This window comes from Leifsonia sp. KNZ12-8B, from assembly GCF_056755495.1.
In genome coordinates this window covers 1-24,940 of sequence record NZ_JBPGXM010000044.1, presented here as the reverse complement: position 1 = coordinate 24,940, position 24,940 = coordinate 1, and the positions used below count along the sequence as shown (strand labels likewise).

The window sequence follows — 24,940 nt, the reverse complement described above, 5'->3', positions numbered from 1 at the left end:
CCCTGGCCCCCCGCCCGTACCTCCACCCCGTCCGCACCCTCTCCGGCCTCACGGTGACCGACCACCTCCCGCTCGACCACCCCTGGCATCTGGGCGTCGGCGTCGGCCTGCCCGATGCGAACGGCGCCAACCTCTGGGGCGGCCCCGACTACCGGCGCGCCGGGGAGGGCGGCGCCGCCGGCTATCGCTGGGGCCGCACGCACGGCCGCGCCCGCCTCGTCGACACCCGCACGCAGCCGGGCGCGCTGACCCAGCGTCTCGCCTGGCTGGGCCCGGCCGGCGACGAGCTGCTGCACGAGACGCGCGACTGGCGCTGGGAGGCGGTGGACGAGCGCTCCTGGCGGCTCCGCCTCCGCTTCTCCCTCGACCCCGCCGGCGAGCCGGTCGAGCTGGGCAGCCCGGGTGCGAAGGGCCGGGAGGGCGCGGGTTACGGCGGCTTCTTCTGGCGGTTCGCGCCGTGCAGGGGCGTCGACGTGCGGACGGTGGAGGCGGCCGGCGAGCAGGCGGTCAACGGGGCGCGCTCGCCGTGGCTGCTGTGGCGGGCGACGTTCGACGGCGCCCCGGCGAGCCTCCTGTTCACCGCCGCACCGGAGAGCGACGACCCGTGGTTCGTGCGGGCCGCCGAGTACCCGGCGGTCGGCTCGGCGCTTGCGTGGGACGCACCCGTGGTCGTGCACCCCGGCGAGCCGCTCGTGCGGACCATCGACATCCTCGTCTGCGACGGCTGGCTGGAGCCGCCGGACCGCGCTACGGCCCGACCCTAGAAAACCCTGCGCAGCTCTGGCGATCCGGAGCCTCCCGGGCTAGTGTGCGCAGAGCCGGATGCCTTCCCGCGCCCGAGCGGAGGCCCCGGTGACGGGCAGGAGAGCGATGGACACCTTCCACTGGCGGCTCGACGCCGTGCAGGCCGGTGAGGCGGAGGAGAGCCTCCGGCGCATCTCGCCGCATGCCCGGCTCGCCCGCCAGGCGGACCCGCGCTACCGCCTCCGCATCGACGGCGACGACCGCTTCTCACTCGCGCACCTGCAGCTGCAGGGCGGGCTCGCGGGCGATAACGAGCCCGATGACACCATCACCATCCCCTACGCCCTGTCCGGGATCGTGCAGTGGCGGGTCGGCGACGAGACCGGGGCGGCGAACCTCCCGTGGCTGCAGGGCGTCGACCAGCCCACCGAGGTGGAGGTCCCCGGCGCGATGGAGGAGGTCGTCGCCTACCTGCGCAAGGAGCCGCTGCTGCGGCTCGGCCGGGCCCTGTACGGCGACGACGGGTTCCGCCTCGACTTCGACGGCTCGACGCCCATCTCGGAGGAGCGCGCATCCTTCCTCGCCGCGACCCTGCAGTACGCCGACCAGCTCGCCGGGTCATGGGCGTTCGAGGAGCCGCTCATCCGGTCGACCCTCTACCGCAACATCGCGATCGGCGTGTTCGAGACGTTCAAGCTGCGGGGCGACAGCCCGGGGCGGGCGCTCAGTGCGGAGGGGAGGCTGCGCCGGTACCGCGTGGCGATGCAGTTCATCGACGACCACGCCTCCCTCCCGATCACCCCGGAGGACGCCGCCGCGGCCGCCGGAGTCTCGACGGCCGAGCTGGACGGCATCTTCCGCGGCCACTCCCCGCTCGGGCTCTCCGCGGGGCAGCAGCTGCGGCAGACGCGACTGGCGGCGGCCCACGCCGACCTGGTGCGCGGCGACCCGGCCGCGGGCGACACCGTGCGCGCGATCGCGCAGCGCTGGGGCTTCGCCAGTCCGGCGGAGTTCTCCCGGCTCTACCGCCAGGTGTACGACCGCAACCCCCGGTGGGTGCTCGACCGGTGATCGTCGAGGAGGACGTCCGCACCGCCGATCCCGGGGAGGCGGCCGAGCTCATCGGCCGGATGTACCGCCGCGTGAGGCTGGTGGAGGGCTCCGAGCCGTTCTCCTTCCGGCAGACGGTCTTCGGCGACGAGCGTGTCACGATCGCGCGGTTCGAGCTGTCGTCGCCGACCGTGGCGGTGGTGGACTTCGAGGTGCTGAGCGTCGGGCAGCGTGCCGCGGGCTCGTACCGGGCGCTGACGAACGGGGACGAGATCCCGCAGGATGGCCCGTTCCTCTTCCGCCCCGGGGAGGTGCGCTCGTGGTCCGATGCGCTCAGCCTCACGCTGATCAACCTCCAACCGGCGGTGCTGGCCGACTACGTCGTGGGGGACGGCGGCCGCGGCGCCCGGCTGCGGTTCGGGAACGTGGCGCCGGTCTCGGCGGCGGGCGCCGAGCACTGGCGACGGGTCAGCGCCTACGGCGAGCACGTGCTCACCGAGCCCGGGCTGCTGCACAACGACCTCATCCGGGCTGCGACGAGCGACGCCCTGTACGTGGGCGCCTTCACGTGCTTCTCGGTCGAGGTGGCGGGCGTGCCGGCGCAGGATCGGGAGGGTGCGGCGCCCGCCTCGCTGCGGCGGGCGGTCCGGTTCATCGAGGACAACGCGCAGCGGGCGATCGGGCTGCGCGAGATCGCCGAGGCGGCGCGGATGAGCCCGCGCGGCCTCCAGGACCTGTTCCGCCGCCGGCTCGACACGACGCCGACGGCGATGCTGCGGCGGGTGCGGCTCAGCGGCGCGCGCGAGGAGCTGCGCTCGGGCGACGCCGGCGCGACGACGGTCGCGGAGATCGCCAACCGCTGGGGGTTCGTCCAGCTGAGCCGCTTCTCGGCGGCCTACCGCGCCGAGTACGGCGAGAACCCGCGGGACACGCTGCGCGCGTGAGCCGCGCCGGCGCCCGCGCCGCCCGCGCCGCCCCGGCCGCCCGCGCCGCCGCCTCCAAGGCGCCAGCCGCCGAGTACGCGAAAAATGCCCCCGACACGCCGTCGGGGACGACAATATCCGTGTACTCGGCGGCCGGCTGGGTGACCGGCCGGCGATCGCCCCGGAGTTGTGCGCCGGGAGTCACGCCCCCGCTTCGGCCCCGGCCTCCTCCGCTCCCCGGCGCCACGCCCGCAGGGTGTGCCGGTAGCCGACCAGCTCGTGCCCGACCACCTCGACGACCGCCGCCAGTGCGACGAGCCCGATCACCGTGCTGAGTGCCGTCAGGTCGCCGGGCCGTTCGAGGTCGACGGGTTCGCCCGGATGCACGAGCGCGCCGACCACCACCGCGAGCGCGAGCGGCGTCAGGGTGACGGCGAGCAGGGGGAGGTGCGTCCCGTCGAAGGAGCGCAGCAGCACGCTCCAGATCAGGAAGATGAGCGCGACCGTGACCGCGAGCGGCACGGCCAGGGCGAGCGCGATCCCCAGCAGCGAGACGCCGCCGTGCTCCATCGCGATCGTCGTCAGGTGCAGCCCGGCGCCGATCGCCGCGATCGAGCCGAACAGCGCCAGGTGCGCGTACCGCCAGGCGAAGGTCCGCTGCGGACGCCGCTCCAGCACCGTCCGCGATGGCACGAGGAAGTACGTCCACCACACGCATGCCGCCGTGACCAGCCCCGACGAGGCGATGAGCACCGCCTCTGCTGACCAGCCCTTCTCCTGGGTGAGCGCCCCGACCGCCGCCGTCGTGCCGGCGATCACCTCGCCGATCGTGATCAGGGTCAGCAGCGCGAACCGCTCGGCCACATGGCCGGCGTTCCACGGCGAGGAGCCGAACCTCCTGGCCGCCACGACCGGCCCGATCATCTCGGCCAGGGCGAGCGCGACCAGCAGGGGCACGGTGACGCCGACGGGCAGCGGGAGGATCGCGGTCAGCAGCCAGCACGCCTGCGCGACCGAGATCATGGCCACGTACGAGAGCGCGATGCCGCGGTGCTCGGGGTCCTGCCGGGCGGCGCGTGCCCAGAGCACGATGAGGGGCACGCGCATGACGATGTAGCCGATGACGAGCAGGAGGTTGTTCGGGCTCTCGCCGTGCGCCGCCGCGGCGAAGCTCACCGGCAGCCCGTAGGTCAGCACGATCACGCCGACCATCTGCACGATGGTCGCGAGCCGGAACAGTGCGTCGTCGTTGCCGTACGCGGACGAGAACCAGCTGAAGTTCAGCCAGGCCCAGCTGACCGCCCAGACCGCGAACACATACGCGCCCAGCGCCGGCCAGATGTCGCCGTGGGCGAGCTGCTCGGCGAGCTGGTCGGAGGCAGCCGCGAAGGCGACGACGTAGGTCAGGTCGTACAGCAGCTCCAGGGGTGTGGTCGCGCGGCCGCGCTCGTCGGGATCGTTGCCCGCCATGGGGCGGATCCGGTGCCGCAGCTCCTCCAGCAGCCGCGACCGGAGCTCGGCGGACTCGCTCGGGGGCGCATTCACGCGGAGAGTCTGCCGCACGGCGTGGCCGCGGTCCAGAGGCGGGTGCGGCGGGCGTTGGGAAAACAAGGTAGATAGTAGAGAATCTTGCCTGGCTAGGTATATCGTCGCAGCACACGCACGGCGTGCGGGCGAGGAGGCCGATCATGAGCAGGAGCGACGAGACGACCGTCATGGAGTACGACCGCAACGGCGGCACCGACGTGCTGGAGGCGCGGACGCGCCCGCTCCCCTCCGCCGGACCGGACGAGGTGCTGGTCGAGGTGATCGCGGCCGGTGTGAACCACATCGACGGCTTCATCCGCAGCGGGAGGGAGTCGGCGTGGGCGGACGAGCCCTTCCCGCGCGGCTCCGGCAGTGACTTCGCGGGCATCGTGGTGACCGGGGACGCGGCAGGACGGTTCAGGCGCGGCGAGGAGGTCATCGGGCACGTCCGTCAGGGCGCTCACGCGACGCACGTGGTCGTGCCGGTCGCCGCGCTCGTGCACAAGCCGCCGCACGTGGAGTGGGAGGTCGCGGGCGGCCTGTTCCTCGCGGGCGTCACCGCCCTCGACATGCTCGACGACCTCCGGATCGGTCCGGACGACACCGTGGTCGTCTCTGCTGCCGCCGGCGGCGTGGGAAGCATCGAGGCGCAGCTCGCGAAGCACCGCGGCGCCCGCGTCATCGGCACGTGCGGCGAGCGGAACTTCGACCATCTGCGCCAGCTCGGGATCCGCCCGGTGGCGTACGGCGACGGTCTCGAGGAGCGGATCCGGACGTTCGCGCCCCTCGGCGTCACCGCGCTCATCGACAACTTCGGCCAGGACGGGCGGGCGCTCGCGGATGCGCTGGGCGTACCTCCCGCGCGCTACCGGTCGAGCGAGGATCGCCGCGACACCGAGCTGCGCCTGCTGCAGGACGACCCCGAGTCCGTCGCACACGCGACCGCCCAGCTCGACCGCGTCGCGCGCCTCGCCGACGAACGCGCCTTCACCCTCCTCATCTCGGGCTTCTACCCGCTCGACGACATCGCCACCGCCTACGACGACCTGAAGAACCTGCACTCCCGGGGCAAGATCGTGCTCGGCACGCACCCGGTCACCACCTGGCGGACACCCAAGGCCCGGGACGTGCACGAGGCGCGGAACTGAGAGCGGGCGATGCCCTACTCGTCCTGATCGAGCTGCGCGATGATCCCGGATCCGCCCGTTTCCGGATCCACGTAGTAGACGAGCAGCTGGCCATGGAGCCCATGGTCCGGAAGCGGACCGGATAGTGCGCACTGCGCGATCTCCCGGTCGGGGCTCATCCGGGACAGGTTCGCGTCCCGAGTGAAATCCGTCCCCAGCGATTGAGAGAGGCCGATGGTGCTGCGCGCTGTGGCGGTCCGCGCCGCGACGAGGGCGAACTCGTCGCCGCCGAGCCCCTGCCCGTATTGCCAGGAGGCACAGGCGGTCGAGCCCGCGGGATCGTCCGCGCCCGCGCTGAGAAGACTGTCCAGCTCGGCGGATGAGGAGGTGCAGCCGGAGAGGAGGACGAGCGTGCAGAGCGCACCGGGCATTAGGGGACGAACTCGCACGGTGCTTCCTAGCGCCGCCGCATCGGGCGGATGCTCAGCGACTCCACCGTGCCCGAGGCCGGCAGGTCGACGGCGGTCCGCACCGCCGCGGCGACCATCTCGGGTGTGATCGTGTACGCCGTGTCGTAGTCGTGGCCTTCGCGTGCGACGAGCGCCCGCTGCATGTCGGTGTCGACGCGCCCGGGGTGGATGCTGCTGACGCGGACGCCGTTCGGTCGCTCCTCCTCGCGCAGCGCGTCGGTCAGCGCGCGCAGCGCGAACTTCGACCCCGCGTACACGCCGCCGCCCGGCCCGCTGGTGAGCCCCGAGCCCGAGTTGATCGCGACGACGAGTCCCTCCGCCTCCCGCAGCGCCGGAAGGGCCGCACGGGTGAGCGCCGCGACCGCGAACACATTGACCTCGAAGACGTGCTGCCAGACCGCCGCGTCCGTGTCGGCGATGGTGCCGCCGTCCTCCACCCCCGCCGAGTGCACGAGCACGTCGAGCCGCTCGGGCAGCGCCGGGATCGGTCCGCGCACGAGGTCGGCGACGAACGGCTCGGCCGACGGCAGCGCGGCCACGACCTCCGCCACCGCCCCCTCGTCGCGCCCGCCCACGAGCACGTGGTGAGTGCTCCCCAGCTCGGCGGCGATGGCGCGGCCGATGCCGCGGGAGGCGCCGGTGACGAGGGCGACGGGACGCGTGGAGGCTGCGGTGCTCATCCTCCGAGGTTACGCGGAGTCGCCCGTGGCACCTGGCCGGTACGACCCGAAGCTCCACTCGCGCCCGCCGGGGTCGAGCACGCGCGCCCGGCGGCTGCCCCACCCGGTGTCCTCGGGCGGGTGGACACTGACCGCCCCGGCGTCCATGGCCTGCCGGTACAGCCCCTCCACGTCGTCGGTGACGAGGTAGACGCCGACCCCGGTGGACCGCCCGAGCAGCTCGGGCACCCGATACGGCGCGTCGTCGGACGACACCATGAGCACGAGATCGTCGCGCACGGCCTCGCAGTGCATGATGCGCCCGTCCTCCCCGGGCAGGCGCTGCGTGACGTGGAAGCCGACGGCCTCCAGCCAGTCGATGACGGCGGTGGCGTCGTCGTAGCTCAGGTAGACGGCCGATGACGGCATGGTGCGGTCCTCCCGGTCGGGATGCGGATGTCCGGATGTCCGGCTGTGCGGATGTCCGGATGTCCGGATGTGCGGCCCAGTGTAGGGACCGCGCACGCCGCGGGGGAGTCGCGCACTCACCCCGCCATCGCCCGCAGCGCCAGCCACGCCGCCGTCCGGTCGTCCGCGTCGGCCAGTGAGAGGCCGATCAGCGACTCGATCCGGTGGATGCGGGCCGTGAGGGTCTGCCGGTGGATGCCGAGCCGGTCGGCGGTCGCTCCCCAGGCGCCGTTCTCGGCCAGGTAGACGCGCAGCGTCTCCGTCAGGTCGCCGTGGCGGCCCGCGGCATCGCGCAGGGGGTCGAGGAGGTGCGCGAGGCGGCGGGCGTCGGCGGCGTCGAGGCGGTCGAGCACGTAGCGGATCGTGGGGATGCCCCGGTAGCGCACCACGCGCCGGCCCTCGGCGCGCGCCGCCTCGAGGGCCTGCCGCGCCTCCTCCGCGCCGCCGGCCAGCGCGTCGGTCGCCGACGGTGTGCCGAGGCCGAGGAACAGCGCCGACGAGTACGCCTCGACGCGGGCCGCGAGCGCGTCGGCGTGGTCGTCGCGGACGAAGCCGGTGACCGTGCCCCTGCTCTCCGTCAGGATGTGCGCGGCGCCCAGCTCGTCCAGCCAGTGCGACACCAGCCGCTCCACCTCCACCGACGCCGAGCGCGCGGTGAGGGCGAAGGCCGTCAGCGAGGTCTCGTGCACGCCCCAGGTGTGCAGCAGGGAGCGGGCCGGCTCGCCGCCCGAGAGCAGCGCCTCCACCATGACGGCCCGGCCCAGGCGCTCGGTGCGGCTGGGGTCGTCGGTGCGCAGCAGGAGGTCGAGCAGCGCGGCCGCCTGCGAGCCCAGCTCTCGCGCCCGGCTCGATGACGCGGTGCGCGGGCTGACCACCAGGTGCGCCGACAGGTCCTCGTCCGCGCCGACCGCGTGCACCTGCAGCGCGCGGTGCCGCACGCGCACCGGGCGCCCGAGCGCGACCGCCCGCGCATCCTCGACGTGGAGGCCGCCGGCGCCGGCCGTGGTGATCACCTGCCCGTGCCGGTCGAGCAGCACCGCCCAGCCGTCGATCCGGTGCGCCAGCTCGGCGACCACGCCCGAGACGCCGCCGCGCCGGGCGGCGAGGGTGAGCACCTTCATCGCGGTGGTGACCGCGCGGTCCTCGGCGGCCTGGTCGACCGCGAGCAGCGCGGTGAGCACGGGCACCAGGAGGTCGTCGGAGGGATCCGTCGCGACGATCGCGGTCGCCCCCGCTCGTTCGACGGCGCGGATCACGGAGAGGTCGCGGCCGTGCGTGACGACGACCGCCTGACGGAGGGAGTCGGCGCGCGCGTCGCCCGCGTCGAGCGCCGCGGCGACCCGGCGGCCGGGGACGGCGACGAGGGTGGCGAACGCCGGATGCCCGACGACCGAGAACTCGTCCAGCCCGACCACGGCGTCCACCCGCATGGCGCCGTCGAGCGCCCCCTCGATCAGCCGTCCGCCGAGGGAGCGGGTGAGGGAGGCGACATCGCGGGTCATGTGCCGAGTGTACGGAATGTCGAAACGGCGGCATGAATCCACGCATTCGGTGAATGACAGCATCCGAACCGCCTCCCTAGCATCGAGCGAGACCGCACCACCGCACGAAGGAGTCCCATGAAGGCCGTCGTCTTCGCCGAACCGTCCGCCCCGATCGAGTTCACCGACGTCGAACTCGCCGCGCCGCGCGCCGGCGAGGTGCGGGTGCGCATCGCGGCGGCGGGCGTCTGCCACTCCGACCTGCACGTGAAGCGCGGCGAGTGGGACGCCCCGGCTCCGCTCGTCATGGGCCACGAGGGCTCCGGCGTCGTGACCGAGCTCGGCGAGGGCGTCACCTCGCTGGCCGTCGGCGACCACGTCGTGCTCAGCTGGGTGCCGCCGTGCGGCGAGTGCCGTTACTGCCGCTCGGGCCACGAGGCCCGCTGCCAGAAGGTCGCCACGGTCGTCGCGCCCAAGGGCGTGCTGTTCGACGGCACCTCCCGGCTGTCGCGCGACGGCGAGCAGGTCCACCACTACCTCGGCGTCTCGTCCTTCGCCGAGGAGGTCGTGGTCCCCGCGTCCGGAGCGGTCAAGGTCCGCGACGACGCGCCGCTCGACGTGATCGCGGTCGTCGGCTGCGCGGTCGCCACCGGCGTCGGAGCGGTGCTCAACACCGCCGCCGTCGAGCCGGGCTCGACCGTCGCCGTCATCGGCTGCGGCGGCGTCGGCCTCAACGTCGTGCAGGGCGCGAAGCTCGCCGGCGCCGAGCGGATCGTCGCGATCGACGTGCTCGCCGACAAGACCCAGATGGCGCTGCAGTTCGGCGCCACCGACCGCATCGACGCGTCCCAGGCCGACGCGGTCGACCAGCTCTTCGAGCTGATCCCGGACGGCGTCGACTACGCCTTCGACGCGATCGGCCGCACCTCCACCACCGAGCAGGCGATCCGCATGCTCGGCCTGGGCGGCGCCGCCGTCATCGTGGGCCTCCCGCCGACGGGCGCGAAGGCGTCGTTCGAGCCCCTGGTGCTGGCGGAGGCCGACCAGCGCATCCTCGGCTCCAACTACGGCTCCGTGCGCCCCTCCATCGACATCCCCGCGCTGGTCGACCGCTACATGGACGGCCAGCTCAAGCTCGACCCGCTGATCTCGGGCCGACGCCCACTCGCGGAGGCCGCGGAGGCCTTCGACGACCTCGAGAAGGGGTCGGTCCTCCGCACGCTCCTCATCCCGTAACGCCGCACCACCCGCTCCACCGGCCCCACCCCCCCCGAAACCCGTACCGACTCACAGGAGAGCCATGACCACCACGCAGAACCGGGCAGCAGGCCCGACCGACGCCGGCCTGCGCCGCGGCGTCATGAGCGGCCCCGAGCTGGCCGCCCAGGCGATCGCCAACATCGCGCCGAGCGCGGTGATCGCGTTCACCGCCATGTCGATCTTCGTCGGCGCCGGCAACGGCACGATCTACTCCTTCATCCTCGCGACGATCGTCATCCTCTGCGTCGGCTACTGCGTCGTCGTGTTCGCCCGCAAGCACGCGTCGGCCGGCTCGCTGTACACGTACGTGGCGAAGGGCCTCGGCCCGACCGGTGCGTACCTCGCCGGTGTGACCCTGATCATCGGCTGCTGGGGCATCGCCGCCGGCTCGCTCGGCGGCTCGGTCGCCTACTTCAACCAGTTCCTCGCGCTGCTCGGCGTGCCGGCGGGAGGCGCCGGCTGGTACATCGGTCTCGCCATCGTCCTCGGCGGCCTCGCGACGCTGTTCACGATCCGCGGCATCCGGCTGTCGGCGCGCGTCTCGCTGGTGCTGGAGCTCGTCTCGGTGACGATCATCACTATCCTGCTGGTGGCCGCGCTGGTCTGGGCCGGCCCGGCCGCGTGGGACCCGGCGCAGGTCTTCGCGCAGGGTGCGCCCTTCCAGGGCGTCGCGGCGGGCATGGTCCTCGGCATCCTCGGCTTCGTCGGCTTCTCGTCGGCGGACGCCCTGGGCCGCGAGGCCAAGAACCCGTACACGGCCATCCCGCGCGCCATCATGTGGAGCGCCGTCGTCGTCGGCGTGCTGTACGTGTTCGCCGCGTACACGCAGATCGCCGTGCTGCACGAGGACCTCGCGACCAGCGCCAGCCCGCTGGAGGACATCGCCGCCCTGATCGGCATGCCCGCCTGGTTCGGCCCGGTGCTGACCTTCGGCGTCGGCGCCTCCTTCTTCGCCGTCGTCGTCGCCCCGCTCAACGTCGTCGGCCGCGTGATCTACGTCATGGGCAAGGAGGGCGTGGTCCCCGAGCGTTTCGGCCGCACCCACGAGCGCCACCTGACGCCGCACCGCGTGCTCCTCGTGGCGGGGCCCGCCGCGATCGTGCTCGACGTCATCCTGCTGCTGATCGGCTCGGACCCGATGGACATCACCGTCTGGGTGGACACCTACGGCACCTACGGATACATGGTCGCGTACGCGCTCGTCGCCATCGCCTGCATCGTGTACACGCGCCGCGCGGGCATCCCGAACAAGCTGGTCTGGGTGTGCGCGGTGATCGCGGTCGCCGCGATGGCCTACGTGTTCTTCGCGAACGTGTGGCCGGTGCCCGCGTTCCCGCTGAACGTCATCCCGTACCTCTTCCTCCTGACGCTGGTCGCCGCGGTGGCGTGGTTCGCCCACCTGCGCAAGCACCGCCCGGAGGTCATCGAGAACATCGGCAACACCGAGACCGACGCCCTCGAGGGCGTCGGCTAGGCGGGGCCGTCCCGACGCGCCCGCGTCGGCCCTTCCCCCGGGGCCGGCGCGGGCGTTCCACGTCTACGGCGTCAGGCGGCCGCCTCGCTCACCTCCTGGTTGCGGAAGTGCCCGGCGAGCATGGCGACCACGCCGACGGCGCCCCACGCGGCCAGCACCAGCCAGGGGAAGGCGGCGTTCGCGTCCGGGAAGTACGACAGGTCGCGCAGCAGCGTGACGGACGCTCCCGGGACGAACCACTGGCCGATCTCGCCCCAGGCTCCGGGGAGGAACTGGAGCGGCTGGGCGGCCGAGGCCAGCGGGTTGCCGACCAGGACGGTCAGCACGGCGCCGACGGCGATGCCCGGGCGGCCGAGGAGGGCGTTCATGCCGACGATGAAGGCCGCGGTCGCGAACATCGACAGCGAGACCGCCAGCGCGTTGAGCCAGTAGCCGCCCTGCAGGATGCCGAACCAGCCCTGGAGCACGCCCGCCACCGCGAGCCCGGTGACGACCGCGTACGCCGTCACCGCGACCAGCCGCCGCAGGCTGCCGGCGACGAGGATCGAGATGAGGATGCCGCCGAGCATCCCGCCGAGGACCAGCGGGAATGCCGCCGCCGTCAGGCCGAGCCCCCTGGCGTCGGTGTCCGCCAGCGGCACGACATCGGTCACGGGCACGTCGATGGTCGGTGCGGTGGTGCCGGCGGGCGCCGTGCCTGCGGCGATCGCCTGCTGGACGGCAGCGTCCGCCTGCTGCTGCGCCTGCGCCTGCAGCCGGGTCGCCAGCTGGCCGAGGAGCTGGCTGACGGCGGCGCCGTTGGCGGAGGCGGTGAGCACCTCCGGCTGGTCGCCGACGACGATGGCGCCGTAGACGTCGCGGGTGCGGATGAGGTCGACGGCGGCGGCGCGGGAGTCGGCGGGCGTCACGGCGAACGCGCCCTCGGCCGCGGTGTCGAGCTGCTTCTCCACGGCGGTCACCGCGGCCGACGGACCGGCGACCGCGATCGGCAGATCCTTGACCGACGAGGTGACGGTCGGCCAGAGGAAGGCGAGGAGCACGGTGACGACGATCGCCGCGGCGGCGACAGCGAGGCCGATCGCGCGCGCCCACGGCGTGCGCGGCGGCGCGGTGGCGGAGGCGGAGTCGGAGGCCGGCGCGCCGGGAGTGCGCGTCTCCTCCACGGGTCGGGTGCTGTCGGTGGCGGTCATGGCGCTCTGCTCCTTAAAAAACGAATACTCGTTCTTTATAGTGATCGCCGGATCGGCTAGTGTCAAGAACGATCATTCTTTTTGTCGGAGGAGGAGCGGCATGCCGAAGGTGTCCGAGGAGCACCGGGCGGCCCGGCGGCACCAGATCGCCGAGGCGGCGCTGCGGTGCTTCGCGCGGTCCGGCTTCCAGCAGACCTCGATGGCCGACATCATCGCCGAGTCGGGCCTGTCCGCCGGGGCGATCTACGGCCACTACAAGAGCAAGGAGGAGCTGGTCGAGCTCGCCGTCTCCGAGGTGCTCGACGCCCGCTTCTTCGACGTGGCGGAGGCGCGCCGCGCCGACCCCCTGCTCGAGCCCGCCGCGCTCGTCCGGCTGCTGGTGGACGGCCTCACCGCGAAGCTCGGCGACGACCTCCCGCTGCTGCTGCAGATCTGGGGGCAGGTGCCGATCAACCCGCGCCTCGGCGAGATGGCCTCCCGCGTCGGGGAGCGCATCCGCGGCGTGTTCCGCGAGTACCTCGCCGACTGGTACGAGCAGGCCGTGGGGATGCCGCGCGCCGACGCCGAGACGCGGGCGGGCGCCGATGCGTCGCTCTACATCGGGATCGTCCAGGGCTTCGTCACCCAGGCGGTGCTGTTCCGCGACTTCGACCGCGAGCGGTATCTGGAGGCCGTGGCGCACATCGCGCCGCCCGCACGCCGCTGAGGCGGAGCGGACGGCATATCGTGTGTTGTCGTGACGGCAGATCGGACCGACCTCGGCAGCCTCCCGCAGCTGCTCTCCGCCTCCACCCGCCCGCTGCGCCGCCTGCTCGCCGACGACCGGCTGCGCTGGTGGGGCTTCGGCGTCGTCACCGTCGCCGGCTGGCTGGCCATCGCCGGCTGGCTCGCCGGGATCGACCCCGTCGTCTCGCCCGCCGATGACGGGACGGTCTGGACGGTGCTCCTCCTGTGCGGCCTGGTCGGCACCGGGCAGGCGCTGTTCGTGCTGCCCCTCCAGGGCGACGAGGGGAAGGGGCCCCGACCGCGCCGGAACCCGCGGCCGCGCCGGAACCCGCGTCCGCGCACCCGTGGCACCTGGTTGCTGCGCTGGTGGCACTGGGTGCTGCTGCTCCTGGCGCACGCCCTCCTCGTGATCGCGCTCGCCGTGACGCTGGTCCCCGCGGTGGGCGACGCCCCGCTCGACGTGGTGTTCGACGTGCTGTTCCTCGGCGGGCTCGGCTGGATCGTCCTCCCGCTCGCGCTCTTCACCGCGCTCGTGGTGGTCGGCCTCTTCGTCGGCCTGGTCGTCGTGGGCGTCGCCCGGGTGCGGGCGGGGCTGCGGGCGCCCGAGGGCGCCGCGCTGACGCGGGCGCGGGCCTTCTCGGGAGGTGCGGCGATCCTCGGCACCGCGCTGGCGCTGCTCTGCCTGGTCGTTGCCATCCCGTTCCTCGGCCTGCACTATCACGGCAAGGGGTCGGCGCTCGCGGCGATCGTCGTGCTGCTGCTGGAGGCCGTGCGCATCGTGCCTGGGCCTCCCGGCTGGCTGCACGAACTCGACCGCGACGGCTACCTCCTCGGCGTCGTCGCGATCGTGCAGTACCTGACGTTCAGGCTGTGGGGGCCGCGGATCTGGCGGGATGCGGAGCCCGCGTCCGGGGAGGTGCCGCCCGCGAACGCGTGAGCAGTACCCTGTGCGCATGCCCCAGCAGCGCATCTTCCGCATGCCGTTCGCGAGCGTCTACCCGCTCTACGTCGCCAAGGCCGAGCGCAAGGGACGCAGCAAGGAGGAGGTCGACGAGGTCATCCGCTGGCTGACCGGCTACGACCAGGCCGGGCTGGAGGCGGTGGTCGCGGCCGGGACCGACGTCGAGGGGTTCTTCGCCGGTACGCCGCGCCTGAATCCGAACGCCTCCCTCATCACCGGCGTCGTCTGCGGCGTGCGCGTGGAGGAGGTCGAGGACCCGCTCATGCAGCGCATCCGGTACCTCGACAAGCTCGTGGACGAGCTCGCGCGGGGCAAGCGGATGGAGTCCATCCTCCGCGCTCCGGTTCCCGCCCCGGCCCCCTAGGCGCCGGTCTGCCTCCCCATTTGTCAGAACACGCCGCCTCGCCCGGGGGCGAGACGGCGTGTCATGACAACCGGATGCAGGTGCGTCAGTTGAAGGTGACCTCGACCTTGTCGTCGGCGATCTTGATGTCGGCGCTGATGTAGCCGGCCTCACCGGTCAGGTTCTCGGTGCCCGGGTTGCCGCTGTAGTCGGTGCCGGTCATGACGGCGCTGAACTTGCCGGCGCCGATCTCGAACTCGTACAGCGAGTCCTTGCCGCCCACGGTCACCTTCGGCGACTCGTCCACCTTCACGGCGACGGTGGACTTCGAGGTCGACAGGTTGGCCGGGTAGCTGAGCTCGATGCCGCAGTCCTCGACGTCGTAGAAGTTCGTCTGCTTCGCGCACTCGGCGTAGTGGGCGTCGACCTGCTTCTGCACCTCGGTCAGGTACGCCGCCGACGGGGTCAGCTCCAGGCTCTTCAGCTCGTACGAGTCGGCGGCGACCGTCAGCGTCGGCTCGCCCTTGATGTCGTAGAACTTGTTCGGCGCCTTGATCGTGTATACGCCCGGGTAGGCGACGGCGTCGCTGTCGCTCGAGGTGATCGCCGACGACGCGCCCGGCACCGTGTAGCCGGGGAGCGAGGAGGAGACGTACGGCAGCTGGTAGGTCAGGCCGCGGCTGACGTACCAGCCCTTGTCGTCCTTGTCGAGCTCGATCGTGCCGCGGTACGACTTGCCGTTGAGCTTGTAGGTGACGCTCGCCTGGGTCAGGTCGCTGCTGCGGCTGGACAGCGTGCGACTGACGGTCGCGTTGGTGATGTGCTCCGCCTCGCCGAGCACGTCGTCGGTGAGGAGCTTGTTGGCCTCGTCGTCGGTGTCGATGCGGGCCAGCTTGTTGGCCGCGGTCGCATTGCCCTTGGCGATGTCGTTCAGGTAGTCCTGCGCGACCGACTTCGCGCCGTTGCCGCCGAGGATGACCGTGAACAGCAGGATGATGCCCACGACCACCAGGACGACGAACGCCGCCGCCCCTCCGATGACCCACCACACCCACGGCTTGATGCCGCGCTTGGCGCCGGGGGCCGGCGCGTAGGGGTTCGGCTGGCCGGGCTGGCCGGCGTAGGGCTGGCCAGGCTGGGCGGCGTAAGGCTGGCCGGCGTAAGCCTGGCCGGCGTAAGGCTGGCCGGGCTGCTGCTGGTAGGCGCTGGGCGCGGTCTGCTCGGCGGGCGCCGCGGCCTGCTCGGCAGGTGCCGCGGTCTGCTCGGCGGGCGCCGCGGCTTGCTCGGCGGGCGCTGCGGGCTGCTCGCCGTTCGGCTGCGGTGCGTCGCTCGCGCCGTTCTGTTCGGGCGCGGGCGTGTTCGGGTCGCTCAAGTGATCCCCCTGGGTCGTCTCTGGTGAAGGTCGCCCGCACGCCCCGGCCCGCGGAAACGCCGGCGGACGGGGCGCATCGGCGGGCGACACAAACAATAACAGCCGTCCGTTTTCAGCTGAATGGGGACCGCTGCCCATCCTGGGAGGCGCGGCGCGCGCTCAGGCCAGGGCCGACGCCTCGAACCCGACGAGCCAGGTGACGCCGAACCGGTCGCGCACCTGACCGTCCCAGTCGCCCCACGGCCGCTCCTGCAGTGGATCGAGCACCTCGCCGCCCTCCGACAGGCCCGCGAACCAGGCCCGCAGCACCGCGGGGGACGCGGCGCCCAGCAGGGAGAACAGCAGCCCGTCCGCGCGGAAGGCCGCCTCGCCCGCAGCCGCGTCGGCGGCGAAGAGCGGCACGTCGCCGACCAGCATCCCGTGCGCGACGGCGTCAGGCGGCCCGTCGGTGCGGTTGAACTCCGCGAAGGTGTTGACGCGCACCTCCCCGCCGAACACGCCCTGGTAGAAGCCGAGCGCCTCCCGGGCGGTGCCGGGGAAGGCGAAGTACGGAGGGGGAGCGCTCACCCGAGGGATGCTACTCCCGCGACGCGCAACCTAGCCCTCCGCCGTCCCTCCCGCCAACTCATGTTTCGATAACACACCGTTGGTTTCCCTTCGTGTCGGGAGGCGTATCGCCGCGCGACGGCCGCGCCTAGCGTTGCGGCACCATCCCCGCATCCCATATCCCGAAGCATGAGGAGACCCCTATGCCGACCCGTCCCCGGGTCCTGAAGGCCGTCGCCGTCGCGGCGCTCGCGGCCTTCGGCCTCGCCGGCTGCGCGATCTCGTCCGACGCGTCCACCGGCGGCAAGACCACGCTGACCTTCTGGTCCTATTACTCCGGCACGCAGGAGACCTGGCTGGAGGGCCAGGTCGCCGCGTTCGAGAAGGCCAACCCCGACATCGACATCAAGGTCGTCAAGACCGTCGGCAGCCAGCAGGACCAGAAGCTCCTCGCCTCCGTCGCGACCGGCACGACGCCCGACCTGTTCATCAACAACATCGTCGTCGACTACCCGACGCTGGTCGCCGGCGGCGTCGCCAAGGACCTCACGTCGTACTGGGAGAAGTACGCCGACAAGGACCAGTACCCGAGCGGCGCCGTCTGGAAGACCGACGACAAGGTCTACAACCTCCTCCCGTACACGAACCTCATCGGCCTGTACGTGAACACCGACATCACGAAGCAGTACGGCATCACCGAGGCGCCGGCCACGCTCGACGAGCTGCAGGAGGACCTGGCGAAGGTCACCGCCGACGGCAAGCACAAGGGCATCGCGCTCTCGGGAGCCCCGACCGTGGAGGGCGCCTGGCTGTTCGCGCCGGAGCTGCTCGGCCAGGGGGTCGGCTACTGCGACTTCGAGGGCGACAAGGTCTCGGCCGCCTTCGACCGGGTGGAGCAGTGGGCGAAGGCCGGCTACACGCCGCAGGCCACGGCGACCTGGAACCAGAACGACTCCTGGCAGCAGTTCATGACCGGCCAGTACGCGTTCGGCGTCAACGGCAACTGGCAGCTCGGCAACGTGAAGGCCGCGAAGTTCGGCTACACCACCGCGCAGTACCCGGCGCCGCCCGGTGGCACGAGCATCGTCTACCCGGGCGGCGAGGGCTTCGGCATCGGCGCGAAGTCGAAGCACCCCGACCTGGCGTGGAAGTTCCTCGAGCAGGCGGTCCTCTCGCCGGAGGCGGGCACCGCCATCTACAAGGCGGCGGGCTCCATCCCGGTGCGCGCCGACCTCGCCGACTCGAAGGACCTCGCCGACGACGCGCTCGTGCAGCCGTTCGTGAAGGCGGCCCAGACCAGCGCCGCCTGGCCGAACAACGAGAACACGGCCAACGTGCAGACGGCGCTCGGCAAGGCCGTCAGCGGGGTAATCTCCGGCCAGACGTCGGCTGCCGACGGCGCCAAGAACGCCGAGACGCAGATCGCCGCTGCGCTGGAGAAGGGCGGCGGGGGCTGCAAGTGACCACTGCGGTCATCGAGGCACGGGACCGGCGCATCGCGCGCCGGTCCCGCGTCGCGCACGCGGCGCGGGGGACCCTCGCGCCCTTCGTCGCGCCCGCGGTCGTGCTGATCGCGGTGTTCGCGCTGTACCCGCTGATCGTGCTGGTCCGCATGTCGCTGAGCGACGTCGGGCCGACCAACATCGTCGGCGAGTGGCACCTGGTCGGGCTGCAGAACGTCCAGGCGGTCGTCGCGGATCCCGAGACGTGGCTCGCCGCCCTCCGCACGGTCGCGGTCGCGGCGGTGCTGCTCGCCTCCAACCTCGTCCTCGGCTTCATCGCGGCCTCCGTGCTCTCGGTGCGCAGGCGCGCCACCGCGATCGTCCTCGGCATCATGGTGTTCGTCTGGGCACTGCCGCCGATCGTCAGCGGGAGCGTGTGGAAGTTCCTGCTCGACGACGGCGGTGCGGTCAACGCGGTCCTGGGCGCGGTGGGCATCCCAGCCGTGCACTGGCTCAGCTCGCCCGGCCTCGCCCTGTGGTCGGTCTCTGGCGTGATCGCCTGGGCGGCGCTGCCATTCTCGACCCTCATCCTGCGCGGCGGGCTCCTCGCCGTGCCGGACGAGCTGGTGGAGGCCGCGGCGCTCGACGGCGCCGGCTACTGGCGGACCCGGTTCTCGATCGTGCTGCCGCAGCTGCGCGCGACGCTGTGGATCCTGTCCATCCTCACCGTGCTCTACGCCTTCAAGACGTTCGACTTCTTCTACGTCGTCACCGAGGGAGGTCCTGGCACCTCGACGAACACCCTCCCGGTCCGCTCGTACTACACCGCGTTCTCGAACTTCGACATGAGCACCGGCGCCACGATCGCCGTGCTGTCGATGCTGTTCGTCGCGGTCTTCGCCGTGCCGTACGTCCGCGGCGTGCGGAAGGAGGAGGCGGCATGATCCCCCGCCGCACCCGCCGCGTCTTCCTCGTCATCACCGTCCTCCTCGGCGCCGCCTACCTGCTGCCCCTGCTCTGGATCGTGCTGACCTCGCTGAAGAACGGCGACGACATCCTCCGCGACCCGAACGGCCTGCTGTTCGTGCCGACGCTGTCGACGTACGCGTCGGTGATCGGCGACGGCCTGGGGGCGATCGCGACCTCCGCCCAGATCGCGGTGCTGGTGACGGCGATCGTCATCGTCGTCGCGGTGCCGGCCGCCTACGGCCTGGCCCGCCGCATCTCGCCGCGGTGGAGCCGCGTGATCGCCGTCGTGCTCGCGGCCCTGCTGATCCTCCAGATGGTCCCGCAGCCGATGACGGTCATCCCGCTCTACAGCGTGCTCGCGTCCTGGGGCCTGCTCGGGACGCTGCCCGGGCTGATCCTCGCCGACATCGCGCTCTTCCTCCCCTTCGCGATCATGCTGCTGCGCCCGTTCGTGCTCGCGATCCCCGGTTCGCTCTACGAGGCGGCCGCGATCGACGGCGCCTCGCGCTGGCAGGTGTTCCGCCGCATCGCGGCGCCGATGCTGAGCAACGGCATCGTGACAGTCGTCACCGTGATCTTCATCTCGGCCTGGGGGGAGTTCGTATACGCGATCAACTTCCTGCCGGAGGGGACCGTGCTGCCGGTCAGCGGCCTCCTGGCGCAGCAGAACTCCACGTACTCCGCGAACTGGAACGGCCTGATGGCGCTGGCGGTGCTCACCTCCCTGCCCCTGCTGCTCGTGTTCGCGTTCACCCAGCGCCGTCTCATCGACGGCCTCTCCTTGGGAGCCGTCAAGTGACCCTGTCCAGCACCACGTCCACCGGCCCGCGCGTCTTCGACGGGGCGGCCTTCTCCGAGCTGGTCGAGGAGGCGCGGGAGGGCGCCGTCCGTCGTGAGCAGTCCAGGGAGCTCCCCGCCGACCTGATCCGCCGGCTGGGCGAGGCCGGGTTCGGCAGCGCCCGGGTTCCCGTCGAGGCCGGCGGAGAGGGAGCCTCGCTCGAGACGGTCTTCGACCGGCTGATCACGCTGGCCGCGGCCGACGCGAACGTCGCGCACGTCTTCCGCGGGCATCTGGCGTTCGTCGAGCAGCAGTTCTTCGAGCCGGATGCCGAGCGCAGAGCGCTGTGGTTCTCGCGCGTGCTCGCGGGCGACTTCGTCGGCAACGCGCAGTCCGAGCTGACGAGCACCTCCGACCTGGCCACCACCCTGACCGACGACGGCGACGAGCTCGTGCTGAACGGCCGCAAGTTCTACACGACCGGCAGCATCTACGCCGACTGGATCGACCTCTCCGCCCGGTACGGCGACGTCGATCACCAGGTGATCGCCTCCACCCGTGCCCCCGGTGTGCGCTCGGTGGACGACTGGAAGGGCTTCGGGCAGCGGCTGACCGGCTCTGGCACGACCGTGTTCGACGGCGTCCGCATCCCGCGCGCCGACGCGAGGCCCTACGGCGACGACAGCCCCGAGAAGCACGCGTACATGATGGGGTTCTTCCAGCTGGTCCTGCTGGCCGTGGTCGCCGGCATCGGGCGCGCGGCGGTCGACGACGCCGTGGCGTTCGTGCAGCCGCGCCGGCGCATCTTCGGCTTCGCGGGGGAGGCGCTCCCGCGTGACAACCACCTCGTGCAGGCGGTCGTCGGCGGCCTCTCGAGCACCGTGTTCGCGGCGCGGGCGATCGTGCTGGAGGGTGCGCGCGGCCTCGACCGCGCCATCGCCTCCCACCGGGCGGGGGCATCCGATCCCGGGCTGTTCGAGCGGGCCAGGCTCGACGTCTACCGCGCGCAGCAGGTCGTGCTGCCGTCCGTCGTCGCGGCGACGGCAGAGCTGTTCGAGGTGGGAGGCGCCTCCGCCGTCGACACGGAGCTCGGCCTCGACCGGCACTGGCGCAATGCGCGTACGATCGCCACGCACAATCCCGCCATCCACCGCCGCCGGACGATCGGCGCATACGAGCTCAACGGCACCGTGCCGGAGTGGAACATCGAGGTGCCCGCGAAGTGACCGATCCCAAGCGCCTGCTGGTCAACCTGTTCGAGATGAACACACCCGGGCACATCACACACGGCCTCTGGCGGCTGCCCGGCAACAACCGCGAGCACTACAAAGACCTCTCCTACTGGACCGAGCTGGCGCAGGTGGCGGAGGCCGGCGGGTTCGACGCGATCTTCATCGCCGACGTGATCGGCGCGTACGACGTCTATCGCGACAGCTTCGAGCCGGCGGTGCGGGAGGGGCTGCAGATCCCCAACAACGACCCGCTCCTGGTGATCCCCGCGATGGCCGCCGTGGCCGAGCACATCGGCTTCGGGGTGACCTTCTCGACGAGCTACGAGCCGCCCTTCGCCTTCGCCCGGCGGATGAGCACGCTCGACCACCTCACGAAGGGGCGGGTCGGGTGGAACATCGTCACCTCGTACCTGCCGAACGCCGCCCGCAACTTCGGCCTCGCCGAGATGATCCCGCACGACACCCGGTACGAGATCGCCGACGAGTTCATGGACGTCGTCTACAAGCTGTGGGAGGGATCGTGGGACGACGACGCCGTCCGGGTCGACCGCGAGAGCGGCGTCTACACCGACCCGGCCGGGGTGCGCAGGATCGATCACCACGGCCGGTACTTCCGGGTCGCCGGCCCGCACCTCTCCGAGCCGTCCCCCCAGCGCACGCCGCTGCTGTTCCAGGCCAGCGCCTCCAAAGCGGGCACCGCGTTCGCCGCCAAGCACGCCGAGGTGCTGTTCACGGCCGACCGCCCGCCGGGCGCCCTGCAGCGCAACATCGCGGCCATCCGCGACGCCTCGGTCGAGCACGGCCGCCTGCCCGGCGACACGCGCTACGTCGTCATGGCGACGATCATCACCGGCCGTGACGACGGGGAGGTCGCGGACAAGCTCGCGCGCTACCGCGCCATGGCCAGCGCCGAGGGCCGGTTCATCCACCAGAGCGTCCCCTTCCGCCCGCTCGACCACCCGCCGCACATCACGGTGAAGGAGGCGCTGGAGCGCGAAGGACGGCACGACCTGATCGAGGCGGGCGGCCTCCCGCTGCACCTCACCGTCGAGCAGTTCAGCACGGCGGTCGACGAGGCGTGGGACCCGGCGCAGTTCTTCGTGGCAGGGACCCCCGATGTCGTCGCCGACGAGGTTGAGCGCTGGCTGGACGAGCGCGGCATCGACGGCATCAACCTCCGCCAGTACCACTCGTTCGAGACCGCTCGCGACTTCGCCGAGCTGGTCGCGCCGGAGCTGCGCCGCCGCGGCCGCCTGCGCGAGGAGTACCTGCCGGGGGAGACCCTGCGCGAGCGCCTCCTCGGCGAGGGACCGCGGCTGCCGGAGCGGCACTGGGGTGCGCGGTATCGCGGAGGACGCAACCTGGGCTGAGGCGGTCCGCCCTACCGGTGCAGCCCCCAGAACGCCCAGGGCGAGACTCCCGTGAGCTGCTGCTCCACCGGGCGGCTGCGGCGTGCGAGCCGCCGGACATGCCAGGCGCGCCAGTGCGCGCGCCATCTGCGCTGATCCACGATGATCCTCCTGACACCAGTCAAACGGTTTGGCTGGTGTCGGCGACGATTCCACGCTGGTCTTACACCTGTCAAGTGCTTATGCTGGTGTCATGGGTACGCAGACCGATCTGGCCTTCCAGCGGGAGGACGAGGTCATCCCGGCCGCGCCGCGGCTCGTCCGCGACTTCGTGAACACCGTGGAGTACCAGGTCGACGAGGAGGGCTGGGCCGCTCCCGCCGACCTGGGCGCATGGCTGCGATCGCGCGAACTGCTCGACGTGGACGCCGAGCCGACCGCGGCCGACCTCGCACTCGCCCTGACGATCCGCGAGGGTCTGCGCGGCGTGCTCGCGACCCACGCGGGACACGACGGCGACGCGGCCGCGATCCGGCGACTCGATGACGCGCTCGCCGAGCTGCCGGTGCGCGTCTCCTTCGCGGCCGGCGACGGGTTCGGCCTGCTCCCGGCGAGCGAGCGACCCGTGCGCCGGGCGCTGGCGCGGGTGCTGGAGGCCGTGCGCGCCTCCACCGCGGAGGGCAGCTGGCCGCGCCTCAAGGTCTGCGACCGCGACTCCTGCCGCTGGGCCTACTACGACTACTCCAAGAATCGGTCCGGCCGCTGGTGCACGATGGCCGGCTGCGGCAACGCGGTCAAGATGCAGAAGGCGCACGCCCGGAGGTCGGGGACCGCGGGCGGCGACGATCATCCGGCAGGATGACACTCCCGCGACGCCAGGCCGATCCGCCCGCCCGCCGCGCTCCGTAGCCTCGGACGGGTGAGCGTCTCCCGTCCCCTTCCTCGCCCCATCGACCCGCCCGCCGAGGCGGCTGGTGCCGCTGCCGTGCACGCCGCCGCGCACGCCGCCGTGCGCCGGCGGACGCTGGTGATCGCGCTGTTCGCGGTCTACCTCGTGCTCCTCGCCTGGATCGTGCTCTGGAAGCTCGGCACGCCGTACGTCGGCACCGGCGAGGAGAGGGCGGTGAAGCTGGTCCCCTTCGTGGCGAGCGACGGCTACGGCGTGAGCCGGCCGCTGGAGATGCTGGCCAACGTGGCGCTCTTCCTCCCCTTCGGCCTGTACCTCGGACTGCTCGTCCCGCGGTGGTCCTGGCTGCGCGTCGCGGGTGTCGGCGCGCTCGTGAGCGTGGGCTTCGAGGTCGCCCAGTACCTCCTGGCGGTCGGCAGCTCGGACACGACGGACGTCATCCTGAACACCGCCGGCACCGCGTTCGGCGTGCTCCTGGTCGCGCGGGTGCGGCGGGTGCGCGGCGGACGGGCGGAGGCGGCCGTCCTCCGGTTCTGCGCCGTAGGAACGGTCGTCGCCCTCCTGCTGACCGCCTTCGCCGTGGATGCGTCACCCCGGCGCCATCTGCAGCCGCTGCCTCCGGCGCCGCCGGGCCGCGAGAGCGTGACCGAGCCCCGGTAGCGCCGCGATCGCGTGCGGCAGCGGCCGGCACCGCCTCCGGTTAGTGTGGCGGGATGACAACCAGCGTGATCGTCGTCGGCGCCGGCGTCGTGGGAGCGGCCACCGCGTGGTCGCTCGCCCGCGAGGGGGCTTCGGTGCTCCTCCTGGAGGCGTTCGAGCGCGGGCACGATCGCGGCTCCTCGCACGGGGCCACGCGCATCTTCCGGCACGGGTACGCGGAGGCCGACTACGTCCAGCTTTCCGTGGCCGCCCTCGCCGGATGGCACGAGCTGGAGCGGCGCAGCGGGCGGCGGCTTCTCGACGTCACGGGCGCCGTGGATCACGGGGACCTCGCCGTGCTGCGCGGGATCGCCGAGGCGCAGGATGCTGCCGGCCTGGCGTACGAGTGGCTCACCGCCGCCGAGGCGGAGGCGCGCTGGCCGGGGCTGCGGTTCGAGGACCACGTGCTGTTCAGTCCGGGCGGCGGCCGGCTGCGCGCCGAGCACGCCGTCGACGCGCTGCTCGATGCGGCGCAGGCGGCGGGGGCGGAGCTCCGGTTCGGCGTGCGCGTCTCCGCGGTCGAGGAGGTCGGCCAGGGCGTCACGGTGACCGCATCCGACGGTATCCACACGGCCGACCGGGTCGTGGTCGCCGCCGGGTCGTGGACTCCGACGCTCCTCGGCCCGTGGCTCGCCGCCCACGGCGCGGCGCTGCCGACGGTGACGGTCACCGAGGAGCAGCCGGCGCACTTCCCGCTGCTGGCCGGGGCGGCGGTGGCCGACTCAGCGGCCGAGGAGGCGTGGCCGAGCTTCGTGCACCATCCCACCGACGACGCGCTGCCCAGCGCGTACGGCCTGCTCACCCCCGGCGAGGGCGTGAAAGTCGGCTTCCACGGCGTCGGCCCGGTCGTCGACCCGGACGACCGCGACCGCGCGATCGACCCCGTCCGCCTGGGCCGCCTGCAGGAGTACGTCGCCCGCTGGGTGCCGGGCGCCGACTCCACCCGGCCGGAGGGGATCAGCTGCCTCTACGACAGCACCGAGCAGGAGGACTTCGTGCTCGACCGGGTGGGCCCGGTGGTGGTGGCGACGGGCTTCTCCGGCCACGGCTTCAAGTTCGGCCCGGCGGTCGGCGACGTGCTCGCGCGGCTGGCGCTGCACGGCGAGCCGGCGCCGTCGCGGTTCCGGCTGAGTGTGGCGTCGCCGGACGGGGGGTGAGATTTGCGCCAAATCGCGGTTATGGGAGCCGCTTTCCAGCGATTTGCGCGAAATGTTGCCCGCGAGGGGCGCGAGGGGCGCGAGGG

General features: G+C 72.5%; 26 protein-coding genes. 17 read left to right on the top strand and 9 right to left on the bottom strand.

The genetic code is table 11. The features are described from left to right. From ACR9ZG_RS08790 to ACR9ZG_RS08780, 3 genes are all read left to right on the top strand, one after another. Positions 1-764: DUF6807 family protein (locus tag ACR9ZG_RS08790; protein ID WP_481284447.1), on the top strand; the 764-nt coding region annotated here is incomplete at its 5' end. A 106-nt stretch (positions 765-870) separates the two neighbouring features. After that, positions 871-1,815 carry a helix-turn-helix domain-containing protein gene (locus tag ACR9ZG_RS08785; RefSeq protein ID WP_481284446.1) on the top strand — a complete coding sequence of 315 codons (945 nt, stop codon included), beginning with the start codon at positions 871-873 and terminating at the stop codon, positions 1,813-1,815. Further along, entirely contained in the window at positions 1,797-2,738 is a 942-nt protein-coding gene (locus tag ACR9ZG_RS08780) for a helix-turn-helix domain-containing protein (RefSeq protein WP_481284445.1), read from the top strand. Before ACR9ZG_RS08785 ends, ACR9ZG_RS08780 begins: the two co-directional genes overlap by 19 nt. Before the next feature lie 180 nt (positions 2,739-2,918). Here the strand turns inward: ACR9ZG_RS08780 and ACR9ZG_RS08775 are convergent, their stop codons facing one another. Beyond that, a complete protein-coding gene (locus ACR9ZG_RS08775) occupies positions 2,919-4,262 on the bottom strand; it encodes a low temperature requirement protein A (protein WP_481284444.1) in 1,344 nt (447 codons plus the stop codon). 143 nt (positions 4,263-4,405) lie between these two features. Here ACR9ZG_RS08775 and ACR9ZG_RS08770 point away from each other — a divergent pair, with 143 nt between their 5' ends. Further along, the gene (locus ACR9ZG_RS08770) at positions 4,406-5,392 is read left to right on the top strand and encodes an NADP-dependent oxidoreductase (RefSeq protein WP_481284443.1); all 987 of its coding nucleotides are present in this window, start codon (positions 4,406-4,408) and stop codon (positions 5,390-5,392) included. A 14-nt stretch (positions 5,393-5,406) separates the two neighbouring features. Here ACR9ZG_RS08770 and ACR9ZG_RS08765 read toward each other — a convergent pair whose 3' ends face one another. From ACR9ZG_RS08765 to ACR9ZG_RS08750, 4 genes are all read right to left on the bottom strand, one after another. Further along, positions 5,407-5,802, bottom strand: a complete 396-nt coding sequence (locus ACR9ZG_RS08765) for a hypothetical protein (protein WP_481284442.1) — start codon at positions 5,800-5,802, stop codon at positions 5,407-5,409. Positions 5,803-5,828: 26 nt separating this feature from the next. Then, entirely contained in the window at positions 5,829-6,521 is a 693-nt protein-coding gene (locus ACR9ZG_RS08760; RefSeq protein ID WP_481284441.1) for an SDR family oxidoreductase, read from the bottom strand. A gap of 9 nt (positions 6,522-6,530) precedes the next feature. Beyond that, positions 6,531-6,929 (bottom strand): VOC family protein, encoded by a 399-nt coding sequence (locus ACR9ZG_RS08755; protein ID WP_481284440.1) that lies wholly within the window; start codon positions 6,927-6,929, stop codon positions 6,531-6,533. Between the two features lie 116 nt (positions 6,930-7,045). Further along, positions 7,046-8,470 carry a PucR family transcriptional regulator gene (locus ACR9ZG_RS08750; RefSeq protein ID WP_481284439.1) on the bottom strand — a complete coding sequence of 475 codons (1,425 nt, stop codon included), beginning with the start codon at positions 8,468-8,470 and terminating at the stop codon, positions 7,046-7,048. 117 nt (positions 8,471-8,587) lie between these two features. On the opposite strand from ACR9ZG_RS08750, the gene ACR9ZG_RS08745 reads away from it, so the two are divergent. Together ACR9ZG_RS08745 and ACR9ZG_RS08740 are read left to right on the top strand one after the other, a co-directional pair. Then, on the top strand, positions 8,588-9,685 hold the full coding sequence (locus ACR9ZG_RS08745) for an alcohol dehydrogenase catalytic domain-containing protein (RefSeq protein ID WP_481284438.1): 1,098 nt from the start codon (positions 8,588-8,590) through the stop codon (positions 9,683-9,685). Between the two features lie 64 nt (positions 9,686-9,749). Beyond that, positions 9,750-11,183 carry an APC family permease gene (locus ACR9ZG_RS08740; protein ID WP_481284437.1) on the top strand — a complete coding sequence of 478 codons (1,434 nt, stop codon included), beginning with the start codon at positions 9,750-9,752 and terminating at the stop codon, positions 11,181-11,183. A 71-nt stretch (positions 11,184-11,254) separates the two neighbouring features. On the opposite strand, the gene ACR9ZG_RS08735 is transcribed toward ACR9ZG_RS08740, so the two are convergent. Beyond that, positions 11,255-12,373: an ABC transporter permease gene (locus ACR9ZG_RS08735; RefSeq protein WP_481284436.1), complete on the bottom strand. Its 1,119-nt coding sequence runs from the start codon at positions 12,371-12,373 to the stop codon at positions 11,255-11,257. A 100-nt stretch (positions 12,374-12,473) separates the two neighbouring features. Between ACR9ZG_RS08735 and ACR9ZG_RS08730 the strand changes: the two genes are divergently transcribed. The 3 genes from ACR9ZG_RS08730 to ACR9ZG_RS08720 are packed head-to-tail and all read left to right on the top strand — an operon-like array spanning position 12,474 to position 14,424. Then, entirely contained in the window at positions 12,474-13,079 is a 606-nt protein-coding gene (locus ACR9ZG_RS08730) for a TetR/AcrR family transcriptional regulator (RefSeq protein ID WP_481284435.1), read from the top strand. Positions 13,080-13,109: 30 nt separating this feature from the next. Continuing rightward, positions 13,110-14,036 carry a hypothetical protein gene (locus ACR9ZG_RS08725; protein WP_481284434.1) on the top strand — a complete coding sequence of 309 codons (927 nt, stop codon included), beginning with the start codon at positions 13,110-13,112 and terminating at the stop codon, positions 14,034-14,036. A 16-nt stretch (positions 14,037-14,052) separates the two neighbouring features. Next, complete coding sequence (locus tag ACR9ZG_RS08720) at positions 14,053-14,424, top strand: DUF2200 domain-containing protein (protein ID WP_481284433.1); 372 nt, start codon at positions 14,053-14,055, stop codon at positions 14,422-14,424. A gap of 85 nt (positions 14,425-14,509) precedes the next feature. Here the strand turns inward: ACR9ZG_RS08720 and ACR9ZG_RS08715 are convergent, their stop codons facing one another. Next, positions 14,510-15,775, bottom strand: coding sequence for a nuclear transport factor 2 family protein (locus tag ACR9ZG_RS08715; protein WP_481284432.1), 1,266 nt, complete (start codon positions 15,773-15,775; stop codon positions 14,510-14,512). A 159-nt stretch (positions 15,776-15,934) separates the two neighbouring features. Further along, the gene (locus ACR9ZG_RS08710) at positions 15,935-16,342 is read right to left on the bottom strand and encodes a VOC family protein (protein WP_481284431.1); all 408 of its coding nucleotides are present in this window, start codon (positions 16,340-16,342) and stop codon (positions 15,935-15,937) included. Positions 16,343-16,524: 182 nt separating this feature from the next. Here ACR9ZG_RS08710 and ACR9ZG_RS08705 point away from each other — a divergent pair, with 182 nt between their 5' ends. The 5 genes from ACR9ZG_RS08705 to ACR9ZG_RS08685 are packed head-to-tail and all read left to right on the top strand — an operon-like array spanning position 16,525 to position 22,112. Then, entirely contained in the window at positions 16,525-17,784 is a 1,260-nt protein-coding gene (locus tag ACR9ZG_RS08705; RefSeq protein ID WP_481284430.1) for a sugar ABC transporter substrate-binding protein, read from the top strand. After that, the gene (locus ACR9ZG_RS08700) at positions 17,781-18,707 is read left to right on the top strand and encodes a carbohydrate ABC transporter permease (protein WP_481284429.1); all 927 of its coding nucleotides are present in this window, start codon (positions 17,781-17,783) and stop codon (positions 18,705-18,707) included. The genes ACR9ZG_RS08705 and ACR9ZG_RS08700 overlap by 4 nt, the downstream gene beginning before the upstream one ends. Next, positions 18,704-19,531, top strand: coding sequence for a carbohydrate ABC transporter permease (locus ACR9ZG_RS08695; protein ID WP_481284428.1), 828 nt, complete (start codon positions 18,704-18,706; stop codon positions 19,529-19,531). The genes ACR9ZG_RS08700 and ACR9ZG_RS08695 overlap by 4 nt, the downstream gene beginning before the upstream one ends. Continuing rightward, entirely contained in the window at positions 19,528-20,736 is a 1,209-nt protein-coding gene (locus ACR9ZG_RS08690; protein WP_481284427.1) for an acyl-CoA dehydrogenase family protein, read from the top strand. Before ACR9ZG_RS08695 ends, ACR9ZG_RS08690 begins: the two co-directional genes overlap by 4 nt. Then, entirely contained in the window at positions 20,733-22,112 is a 1,380-nt protein-coding gene (locus tag ACR9ZG_RS08685; RefSeq protein ID WP_481284426.1) for an NtaA/DmoA family FMN-dependent monooxygenase, read from the top strand. The genes ACR9ZG_RS08690 and ACR9ZG_RS08685 overlap by 4 nt, the downstream gene beginning before the upstream one ends. 11 nt (positions 22,113-22,123) lie before the next feature. Here ACR9ZG_RS08685 and ACR9ZG_RS08680 read toward each other — a convergent pair whose 3' ends face one another. After that, positions 22,124-22,252: a hypothetical protein gene (locus tag ACR9ZG_RS08680; protein WP_481284425.1), complete on the bottom strand. Its 129-nt coding sequence runs from the start codon at positions 22,250-22,252 to the stop codon at positions 22,124-22,126. A gap of 92 nt (positions 22,253-22,344) precedes the next feature. Between ACR9ZG_RS08680 and ACR9ZG_RS08675 the strand changes: the two genes are divergently transcribed. From ACR9ZG_RS08675 to solA, 3 genes are read left to right on the top strand one after another with little or no spacing between them, the layout of a single operon-like run. Continuing rightward, on the top strand, positions 22,345-22,953 hold the full coding sequence (locus tag ACR9ZG_RS08675) for a CGNR zinc finger domain-containing protein (RefSeq protein WP_481284424.1): 609 nt from the start codon (positions 22,345-22,347) through the stop codon (positions 22,951-22,953). A 57-nt stretch (positions 22,954-23,010) separates the two neighbouring features. Beyond that, a complete protein-coding gene (locus ACR9ZG_RS08670; RefSeq protein WP_481284423.1) occupies positions 23,011-23,658 on the top strand; it encodes a VanZ family protein in 648 nt (215 codons plus the stop codon). Positions 23,659-23,711: 53 nt separating this feature from the next. Then, positions 23,712-24,854 carry an N-methyl-L-tryptophan oxidase gene (gene solA, locus ACR9ZG_RS08665; protein WP_481284422.1) on the top strand — a complete coding sequence of 381 codons (1,143 nt, stop codon included), beginning with the start codon at positions 23,712-23,714 and terminating at the stop codon, positions 24,852-24,854. Positions 24,855-24,940 lie beyond the last annotated feature (86 nt).

What these genes read in the sequence shown, in the direction of transcription:
- ACR9ZG_RS08785 (WP_481284446.1), top strand. Translation starts at nt 871, where the DNA reads ATGGACACCTTCCACTGGCGGCTCGACGCCGTGCAGGCCGGTGAGGCG.
- ACR9ZG_RS08770 (WP_481284443.1), top strand. Translation starts at nt 4,406, where the DNA reads ATGAGCAGGAGCGACGAGACGACCGTCATGGAGTACGACCGCAACGGC.
- ACR9ZG_RS08765 (WP_481284442.1), bottom strand. Translation starts at nt 5,802, where the DNA reads ATGCCCGGTGCGCTCTGCACGCTCGTCCTCCTCTCCGGCTGCACCTCC.
- ACR9ZG_RS08760 (WP_481284441.1), bottom strand. Translation starts at nt 6,521, where the DNA reads ATGAGCACCGCAGCCTCCACGCGTCCCGTCGCCCTCGTCACCGGCGCC.
- ACR9ZG_RS08755 (WP_481284440.1), bottom strand. Translation starts at nt 6,929, where the DNA reads ATGCCGTCATCGGCCGTCTACCTGAGCTACGACGACGCCACCGCCGTC.
- ACR9ZG_RS08750 (WP_481284439.1), bottom strand. Translation starts at nt 8,470, where the DNA reads ATGACCCGCGATGTCGCCTCCCTCACCCGCTCCCTCGGCGGACGGCTG.
- ACR9ZG_RS08745 (WP_481284438.1), top strand. Translation starts at nt 8,588, where the DNA reads ATGAAGGCCGTCGTCTTCGCCGAACCGTCCGCCCCGATCGAGTTCACC.
- ACR9ZG_RS08740 (WP_481284437.1), top strand. Translation starts at nt 9,750, where the DNA reads ATGACCACCACGCAGAACCGGGCAGCAGGCCCGACCGACGCCGGCCTG.
- ACR9ZG_RS08735 (WP_481284436.1), bottom strand. Translation starts at nt 12,373, where the DNA reads ATGACCGCCACCGACAGCACCCGACCCGTGGAGGAGACGCGCACTCCC.
- ACR9ZG_RS08730 (WP_481284435.1), top strand. Translation starts at nt 12,474, where the DNA reads ATGCCGAAGGTGTCCGAGGAGCACCGGGCGGCCCGGCGGCACCAGATC.
- ACR9ZG_RS08720 (WP_481284433.1), top strand. Translation starts at nt 14,053, where the DNA reads ATGCCCCAGCAGCGCATCTTCCGCATGCCGTTCGCGAGCGTCTACCCG.
- ACR9ZG_RS08705 (WP_481284430.1), top strand. Translation starts at nt 16,525, where the DNA reads ATGCCGACCCGTCCCCGGGTCCTGAAGGCCGTCGCCGTCGCGGCGCTC.
- ACR9ZG_RS08695 (WP_481284428.1), top strand. Translation starts at nt 18,704, where the DNA reads ATGATCCCCCGCCGCACCCGCCGCGTCTTCCTCGTCATCACCGTCCTC.
- ACR9ZG_RS08675 (WP_481284424.1), top strand. Translation starts at nt 22,345, where the DNA reads ATGGGTACGCAGACCGATCTGGCCTTCCAGCGGGAGGACGAGGTCATC.
- solA (WP_481284422.1), top strand. Translation starts at nt 23,712, where the DNA reads ATGACAACCAGCGTGATCGTCGTCGGCGCCGGCGTCGTGGGAGCGGCC.